This is a genomic window from Acidovorax sp. KPB24-03, assembly GCF_057546605.1.
In genome coordinates this window covers 1-7889 of record NZ_BAAJYR010000160.1, presented here as the reverse complement: position 1 = coordinate 7889, position 7889 = coordinate 1, and the positions used below count along the sequence as shown (strand labels likewise).

Here is a 7889-nt window from a genome sequence, read left to right as displayed (position 1 = left end):
AGACCCCATGCCAGCCCATGCCACTTCCCCCCACCTGGCCGGCCACCCCCGGGCTGCTGGCCGGCCGCCTGGCCCTTGTCACGGGCGCGGCCAGCGGCATCGGCCGCGCGGTGGCCGTGGCCTTCGCCCAGGCCGGCGCGCGCGTCATCGTGACCGACCTGCAGGCCGATCGCTGTGCAGACACGCTGCGCGATGTGCGCGCTGCCGGCACCGAGGGCTGGGCCTGGGCGCTCGACGTGTCCAACGCCCAGGCCTGCCATGACCTCGCCACGCAGGTGGCGCAGTCGGTCGGCGATGTGGACACGCTCGTCAACAACGCGGGGGTGATCATCCGCGAAGGCATCGACAGCCCGCGCGCCGCCGAGAACCTGCGCCGCACGATGGACGTGAACCTCTTCGGCGTGTTCCACACGGTGCACGCCTGGCTGCCCGCGCTGCGGCGCACGCGCGGCAGCATCATCAATGTGGCCTCGGGCGCGGCATTCATCGCGCAGGGCGGTGCGCTGGGCTACTCGCCCTCGAAGGCGGCGGTGAAGATGTTCACGCAGACCCTGGCGCTCGACCTCGCGCCCGATGGCATCCGTGTCAACGCGCTGGCGCCGGGCGTGATCGACACACCGATGACCGAGGCCACGCGCGCCAACCCCGAGCGGCTCGCGCGCTTCATGCAGCGCATTCCCGCCGGCCGACTGGGCCAGCCGCACGAGCTGGCGGGGCCGGCGGTGTTCCTGGCCTCGGACATGGCGAGCTTCGTCAATGGCGTGACGCTGCCGGTGGACGGCGGCACGCTGGCCGTCTGAGGCAGGCGTGCACGGGCCGCGCGGGCACCCGGAAATCATGGATGTGATGTTGCAGGCCCCACCCGTGCATTTGCTTGATCCGCGCACGGCGCGAACGCATCATTTCCCGCAGGACAGACCGCACGCCGCAAGCGCCAGCGCAGCGCCGGTGGCGACCTGACCCCATCTGAAACCATCCGCGGCACGGACCATGCCGCCCCCCAGAGGAGACAACATGACAACGCAAACCCTGCACGGGAACGCCAACGCTCCCACCCCGCCCCAGCGCATCGACGTCGCCATCGTCGGCGCGGGCTTTGGCGGCATGTACGCCGTGTACAAGTTTCGGGAAATGGGCCTGAAGATCCAGGGCTTCGAGGCCGGCGGCGACGTGGGCGGCGTGTGGTACTGGAACCGCTACCCCGGCGCGCGCGTGGACCTGCCCAGCATCGACTACAGCTTCTCCTTCTCGCCCGAGATCGAGCAGGAGTGGACCTGGTCGGAGCAGTTCGCGGCCCAGCCCGAGCTGCTGCGCTACATCAACTTCGTGGCCGATCGGCTCGACCTGCGCCGGCACATCCAGTTCAACACGCGCGTGACCAGCGCCGTGTGGAGCGAGGAGCGCCAGCTGTGGACGGTGAAGACCGACCGCGGGGCCGTCTACGAGGCTACTTACTGCATCATGGCCACTGGCCCGCTCTCCATCCCCAAGGACCCCGAGATCCCCGGCCTGGAGCGCTTCAAGGGCCGCCTGCTGCGCGCGGCCAGGTGGCCGCACGAGCCCGTGCGCTTCGAAGGCCTGCGCGTGGGCGTGATCGGCACCGGCTCCACCGGCATCCAGATCGTGCAGGAGGTGGGCAAGGAGGCCGGCGAGCTGTTCGTCTTTCAGCGCACGCCCAGCTTCACCATGCCCATGCGCAACGAAGACCTCACGCCCGAGTACATGGCCGAGGTCAAGCGCCACTACGCCGGCATCCGTGAGTCCGCGCGCAACAGTGCCGTGGGCGGCGTGCGCCCGCAATCCACCCGCGCGTTTTTCAGCGTGACGCCCCGCCAGCGCCAGCAACTGCTGGAAGATGCCTGGAAGAGCGGCGGCCTGGCCATGCTCGGCACTTTCTGCGACCTGATGACCAACGCCGAAGCCAACGAGCATGTAGCGCAATTCGTGCGCGGCAAGATCGGGGAGGTCGTGAAGGACCCGGTGACGGCCGAGCAGCTCAAGCCGCGCGGCTACCCCATCTTCGCCCGCCGTCCCTGCCTGGACTCCAGCTACTACGAGACCTACAACCGCCCCAACGTGCACCTGGTGGACCTGCTGCACGATCCGATCGTGGAGATCACCGAGAAGGGCGTTCGCACGCAGTCCGGCGAGGTCGAGCTGGACATGCTCATCCTGGCCACCGGCTACGACGGCCTGACTGGCGCAATGCTGGCCTTCGACGTGGTCGGCCGCGACGGCCGCACCGTCAACGGCAAGTGGCAGGACGGCGCGCGTTCCTACCTGGGCCTGATGATGGAGGGCTTCCCCAACCTTTTCATGACCACCGGCCCCAACGGCCCCGCCGCGCTGGCCAACATCATCCGCATCAGCGAAAACGACGTGGACTGGATCGCCGCCGCCATGCAGCACATGCAGGGCCATGGCCTGGCCACCATCGAGCCCACGGCCCAGGCCGAGCAGGGCTGGATGGACCTGGTCTACACGCTGTCGCAGCGCTCGCTGCTGCTCAAGGCCAAGACCTGGTACGTGGGCGCCAACGTGAAGGACAAGCCGCAGGGCCTCACGCTGTTCACCGGAGGCTTCGCCAAGTACCGCGAGCACTGCGCGGCCGCCGCGCAGGACGGCTACCGCAACTTCACCTTCCAGCGCCCAACCCTGACGCGGCCGGTGCCGCACACAGGCCAGGAAGCCCCGGCCGAAGCAGCGGTGGCGGGCTGACCGTCCGCGCCGCCCCGCCCAATGCGTGCGCTATGCGCGGCCCGGCCCGGGCTGCGGTTGCTCCAGCTGCAGGGCCAGCCGCCGCATGAGCGCGGTGTAGCGCGCCCGGTGGGGCCGCATGCGCTCGATGGTGCCGCCCATGCCCAGCACCACGAGGCGGCCCTGCACACGCCAGGGCAGCACCACGCCGATGGTGGCGCCACCCAGCAGCGGCAGGTTCTCCAGGTAGAGCGCCTTGCGCAGCCGGGCGCCGGCCACCTCGGGGGCGATGGTCTCCAACGGCACCCGGTCTTCGCGCCCTTGCACGGCAATGTTGGCGCGGTGCACGAGCTTTTCCACCTCTGCATCGGTGCGGTCGGTGAGCAGCAGCCAGCCCACCGCCGAGCGGGTCAGCGGGCGCAGGCTGCCCTCGTCGGTGTGAAAGCGGATGGCATGCGTGGACTGGATGACGCGGATGTACTGCACATAGATGTCGTTGAGCATGGCGATGGACACCGTCTCGCCCGTGGCGCCGTGCAGGTCGTGCATCAGTTCGAAGATGCGGCCCTGCCCGAACAGCGCCTGCGAGATCCAGTCGCCCAGCGAAGTGACGCGCGGCGTGGGGAAGTACAGGCGCTCGGTGCGGTCATAGCGCAGGTAGCCCATGGCGATGAGGTTCTTGAGCAGCACCGTGGTGCTCGACTGGGGGTAGCCCAGCGCCTCGCTGATGCGCTTGAGCGGCAGGGGCGTGCGCACCTGCGCGAAGTATTCCAGCACCTGCAGCACCCGGGTGGCGGACTTCACCGTACTGGCGGGCATGGGAAAGCTCCAGAGACAACGCGGCGGGTGCATGGCATGGCCGGCCCATTGTGCGGGCCCCCGCCACCGCCGGCAGCCCTGCGCGCGACACAGGCACGGGCCCGCGCGGCGGACCGCTTTCCTTCCCGCAAGCCTTCATTCCAACCCTTGAACCCCATGGCACACCTTCCTTTCCCTTCCATCGGCCAGCCCGGCGTTACCACGCCAGCAGAGGCCGCATGAACCGCTGCGTCATCACCGGAGCCGCGCGGGGCATCGGCCGCGCCATCGCACTGCGTCTGGCGCGGGACACGGCGCCCCACGGCGGCGCCCGCATCGCGCTGGCAGACCAACATCTGGCCGAGTTGGAGCCCCTGGCGGCCGAGATCCGGCAACTCGGCGGCACCGCGCTCGTGCTGGGCGGCGACCTGGCCGACGCGGCCTTTCCGGCCCGCCTGTGCGCGCAGGCCGTGAACGCCTTCGGGGGCCTGGACGCCGTGGTCAGCAACGCGGGTTTCGCGGCACCGGGCCCGCTGGCCACGTACGACCCGGCCATGTGGGACCGCGTCTTCGCCGTCAACACACGCGCGCCGCTGTTGCTGGCCCAGGCCGCCTACCCGGCGCTGAAAACCACGCGCGGCACCGTACTGTTCATCACCTCGATCTCGGGCAGCCATGCCACGCCGCCGCTGGGCGCCTACAGCGCCAGCAAAGCCGCCGCGCTCATGCTGATGCGCCAGATGGCCGCCGAGTGGGGCCCCGAGGGCATCCGCGTGAACGCGCTCTCGCCCGGGCTGACGCTCACGCCGGGCACGGCGGCAGCCTATACCGATCCCGAGGCCCGCACGCTGCGCGAAGCGCGCGTGCCCCTGCGCCGGCTGGCCGAAGCCGATGACATGGCGAGCGTGGCCGCCTTCCTGCTGGGCCCCGACGCGGCCTACGTGCATGGCGCCGAATTGCTGGTGGACGGTGGCCTGGCGCACACGCTCATGGGCTCGCTGCCCATGGGCGGCTGGGGCCGGCCCGCCGCCGGCTGAAACGCCTGCGAGCCCGGTGCGCAGGCCCGTCGAGCCTGCAAACCGGGCCTTCCAGAGCTGGGTACCCGGCAGCCGACCCGCGCTGCAACGCGGCCGTTGCCCTTGGACTCCTGCTGCTCCGCGTGCCATCATGTCAGGCCCCGTCCCCACCAGGTGGGCCTGCCCGCGGCCGCAGGCTCAGAAAGCGTGGCGTACGCCCACGTGCACGGCATCGCTGTTGCCGCTGTCGCCGAGGCCGGCCTGCGACGTCGCGCCCGTCAGCGCGTAGCCTGCGCCGTTGCGGTTCTTCACCTTGCCGTAGTCCGCATACAGCGTGGTGCGCTTGGACAGGGCATAGAGGTAAGCCACACCGAACTGCGTGGCATCGCGGTTCAGCGGGCCGCGGTCATCCACCTTGACGACCTGCGCGAGCACCGTGCTGGACCCGAACGGTACCGCCACACCCAGAGAGGCGCTGCGGTCGTCCTGCCCGGCGTAGTAGCCCACGGTCGGAATGCCCGCCAACTGCACATTGCCATCGAGTGCCGCATGCACGGCCGGGCTGAGGTCGGCGCCGGGGTTCTTGAATGTCGCGAACGAGCCGAACAGCTTGAAGCCGCCGAAGTTGTAGGCCAGGCTGGAGTTGAGCCAGCGCACCGTGCTCAGGTCCGTGGGATGGCGCAAGGTGGTGTACGCCACCGCGCCGCTGAGCGCCTGGCCGGAATAGAACAACGCGACGGCGGCCTGGTTGGCGGCCTGGGTGCCGCCCGTGGCACTGGTGCGCTCGCCGAAGGAGTACGAGAACTTGCCGATGAATCCGGACAACGACGGCGACTGGTACCAGACCGTGTTGTTCGCGCGGCCTGTGGCCGGCTGGATGCCCTGCAGGTTGCCGGCGCCCCCCAAACCGAAGGCATCGCCCACGGCCTGCGCCTCGGAGCTGATCGTGGTCACCGTGCGGCCCAGCCGCACCTCGCCGAAGTCGCCCGTGAGGCTAACCAGGGAACCCCGGCCGAAGAACTTGGCACCTGCGCCCTGGTTCTGCCCCGAGCCACCCGTGTCGGAGTTGATGCCCGCTTCCAGCCAGAAATTGGCACGCAGCCCGCCGCCCAGGTCTTCGGAGCCCCGGAAACCGAACCGCGATCCATTCATGTGCCCGCTGTCCAGCTTGGTGATGCGCCCGCCTGCGCCGGAGGCATAGGCGATGCTGGTGTCGATCAGTCCATAAAGGGTCACGCTGGATGCGGCGGCGGCCATGCCGCCCGCGGGCGTGGTGATCTGGCGCAGTTCTTCTTTCTGCGCCTGTTGCGCCCACGCCGGCGCTTGGCCACAGGCCCAGGCGGCCATGGCGCCCACTAGCACGCGTGATGGCGTGCTTTGGATGCCCCGGCAAATGCGGCCGGCTGTTTTGTTGAATATTTCCGACATCGAATGTCTCCTCACGCAGCAATATGAATCGCCACCCGCCAGGGTTGGCACATGACCGGCCACCCACAGCAAAACCATTAATTACCTGTCGACCGGTTAAAAAAATGGTAAGAAAAAAATCCTATTGATTTCAATGACCTACATAGCAATTGCAGGGTATGCACCGATCGATTAGGGGTATTCACCGACCATCAAATAAACCCATCCGGAAATCCAAAAAATCCAGCGCCAATGGCCCGGATTATTCATCCAGGCCATTATTGAAGCCCAACGAAAATCAGGCGTCGAAATTATCCATCGGGTAATCCAGACAGCAGTGCATACCACGCGTCCGCCGGCTTGTGTGCGCCCACAGGCATGCGCACGCCGAAGCGCTGCGCATCGGTGCCTGGGGCGGCGGGCGCCTCGCGGATCCAGTCGTAGACCACGGTGCGGGCCGCCACGCGCCATTGGCCCGCGCGGCGCTCGAAGCGGTCGATGTAGCGGCCGCACAGAAAGGTCTCGGCGGCCTCCCCCTGGGCGCCGGTACCCGTCTGAAAGGCCTGGAAGTAGCTTTCGGCCGCGGCCTGCTCGCCCCGCAGTTCGATCGCGATATTGCCCAGCAGGTGCACCATACGGCCGCCCCCCGGCAGCTTGTCCAGGGCCCAGTCGATGAATCCCTCCGCACTGCCCTGGTAGGGGCCGTGGCGGTCGGTAGCGTCGGGCCAGTAGGCGCTGCGCAGGGCCTCCGCATCGCAGCGGTCGATGCCCCGGCTGTAGCGGTACAGGCATTCGCGGATGGCATCCTTGTCGGCCAGGGCTTGCCACCCGGCCTCCAGCGCCGTCAGGCGCGCTTCAATGGGTGCCATGGGAGTCCCCTGGCGCGGGAGCGCGCACGGCGATCACGGCATCCAGGCAGGCGGCGCCCTGCACGCGCACCACCAGCGGGTTGATGTCGATGCTCTCGATCTGGTCAGCATGCGAGAAGGCGAACTCCGACAGCCTGCACAGCGCGTCGGCCAGGGCCTGTTCGTCGTACTGCGGGCCGCCGCGCCAGCCGCGCAGCAACTGTGTGGAGCGCACGCGCTCCATCAGCGCCCGGGCCCGCTGCGGCGTGAGCGGTGCCGACGCGAAGGCCACGTCCTTGAACAGCTCCACGGCCGTGCCGCCCGAGCCAAACATCACCATGGGTCCGAAGGTCGGGTCCCGGTGGATGCCGGCGATCAGTTCCACGCCCCCCTTGAGCATGGGCGCCACCAACACGCCATCGAGCCGGGCATCGGGCCGGGCCGATTGCGCGCGCTGCATCAGCGCGGCAAAGCCTTCGGCCACCGCCTGCGCGTCTGGCAGGTTCAGCAGCACGCCGCCCACTTCGGTCTTGTGCACGATGTCGGGCGAGACGATCTTGGCCACCACGGGGTAGCCCATGGCGGAGGCCGCCTCGGCAGCCTCCGTGGCGCTGCGGCAGATCCGCTCGGGCAGCACGGGCAGGCCCGCGGCCGCCAGCGCACGCTTGGCGCCGTCTTCGGTGGCCACGTTCCCCAGTGGTGCGGAAGGCCCGGTCGGCGGGGGCGGCAGGTGCAGGGTACTCCGGCGCTTGTGCACGTGGGCCAGCGCCGCCACGGCCTGCACGGCGCGCGACGGGTCTTCGAACACGGCGATGCCGTGCTGTTCCAGCGCCGCATTCACCTCGGGACGCGAGAGCATGACGAGCACCAGCAGCCGGTGCGGATGGCGCTGCTTGAGCGCGATCAGCTCGGCCTGCGTGGCTGCGAAGCGCTGTGGCGACAGGCCCACATGCGCCAGATAGGCGAACACGGTGCCGTAGCCGGCCTGGTCCAGCATCAGTGCCACAGTGCGCGGCACGCCCTGCGGCACGGCGGTCACCTGCGCCGTCATGTCCAGCGGGTTGCTGCCACGGCGAACGGCAGCAGCTCCAGCGCCGCGGCCCGCGCGGCGGCCGGCAGCGGC

The 7889-nt window shown here is 69.3% G+C and carries 7 protein-coding genes; 3 read left to right on the top strand and 4 right to left on the bottom strand.

What is annotated here, in order from left to right:
* Positions 1-17 precede the first annotated feature (17 nt).
* A complete protein-coding gene (locus AC27KI_RS15590) occupies positions 18-800 on the top strand; it encodes an SDR family NAD(P)-dependent oxidoreductase (protein WP_487114626.1) in 783 nt (260 codons plus the stop codon).
* A gap of 214 nt (positions 801-1014) precedes the next feature.
* Positions 1015-2718, top strand: coding sequence for a flavin-containing monooxygenase (locus AC27KI_RS15585; RefSeq protein WP_487114624.1), 1704 nt, complete (start codon positions 1015-1017; stop codon positions 2716-2718).
* Positions 2719-2748: 30 nt separating this feature from the next.
* On the opposite strand, the gene AC27KI_RS15580 is transcribed toward AC27KI_RS15585, so the two are convergent.
* Positions 2749-3516, bottom strand: a complete 768-nt coding sequence (locus AC27KI_RS15580; RefSeq protein ID WP_487114622.1) for an IclR family transcriptional regulator — start codon at positions 3514-3516, stop codon at positions 2749-2751.
* A 218-nt stretch (positions 3517-3734) separates the two neighbouring features.
* On the opposite strand from AC27KI_RS15580, the gene AC27KI_RS15575 reads away from it, so the two are divergent.
* Entirely contained in the window at positions 3735-4532 is a 798-nt protein-coding gene (locus tag AC27KI_RS15575) for an SDR family NAD(P)-dependent oxidoreductase (protein ID WP_487090051.1), read from the top strand.
* 177 nt (positions 4533-4709) lie between these two features.
* On the opposite strand, the gene AC27KI_RS15570 is transcribed toward AC27KI_RS15575, so the two are convergent.
* From AC27KI_RS15570 to AC27KI_RS15560, 3 genes are all read right to left on the bottom strand, one after another.
* On the bottom strand, positions 4710-5873 hold the full coding sequence (locus AC27KI_RS15570) for a porin (RefSeq protein ID WP_487114620.1): 1164 nt from the start codon (positions 5871-5873) through the stop codon (positions 4710-4712).
* A gap of 356 nt (positions 5874-6229) precedes the next feature.
* The gene (locus AC27KI_RS15565; protein ID WP_487114618.1) at positions 6230-6787 is read right to left on the bottom strand and encodes a nuclear transport factor 2 family protein; all 558 of its coding nucleotides are present in this window, start codon (positions 6785-6787) and stop codon (positions 6230-6232) included.
* Positions 6774-7889, bottom strand: a 1116-nt coding sequence (locus AC27KI_RS15560) for an acetate--CoA ligase family protein (protein ID WP_487114616.1), incomplete at its 5' end; no start/stop codon positions are given. The genes AC27KI_RS15560 and AC27KI_RS15565, both read right to left, overlap by 14 nt.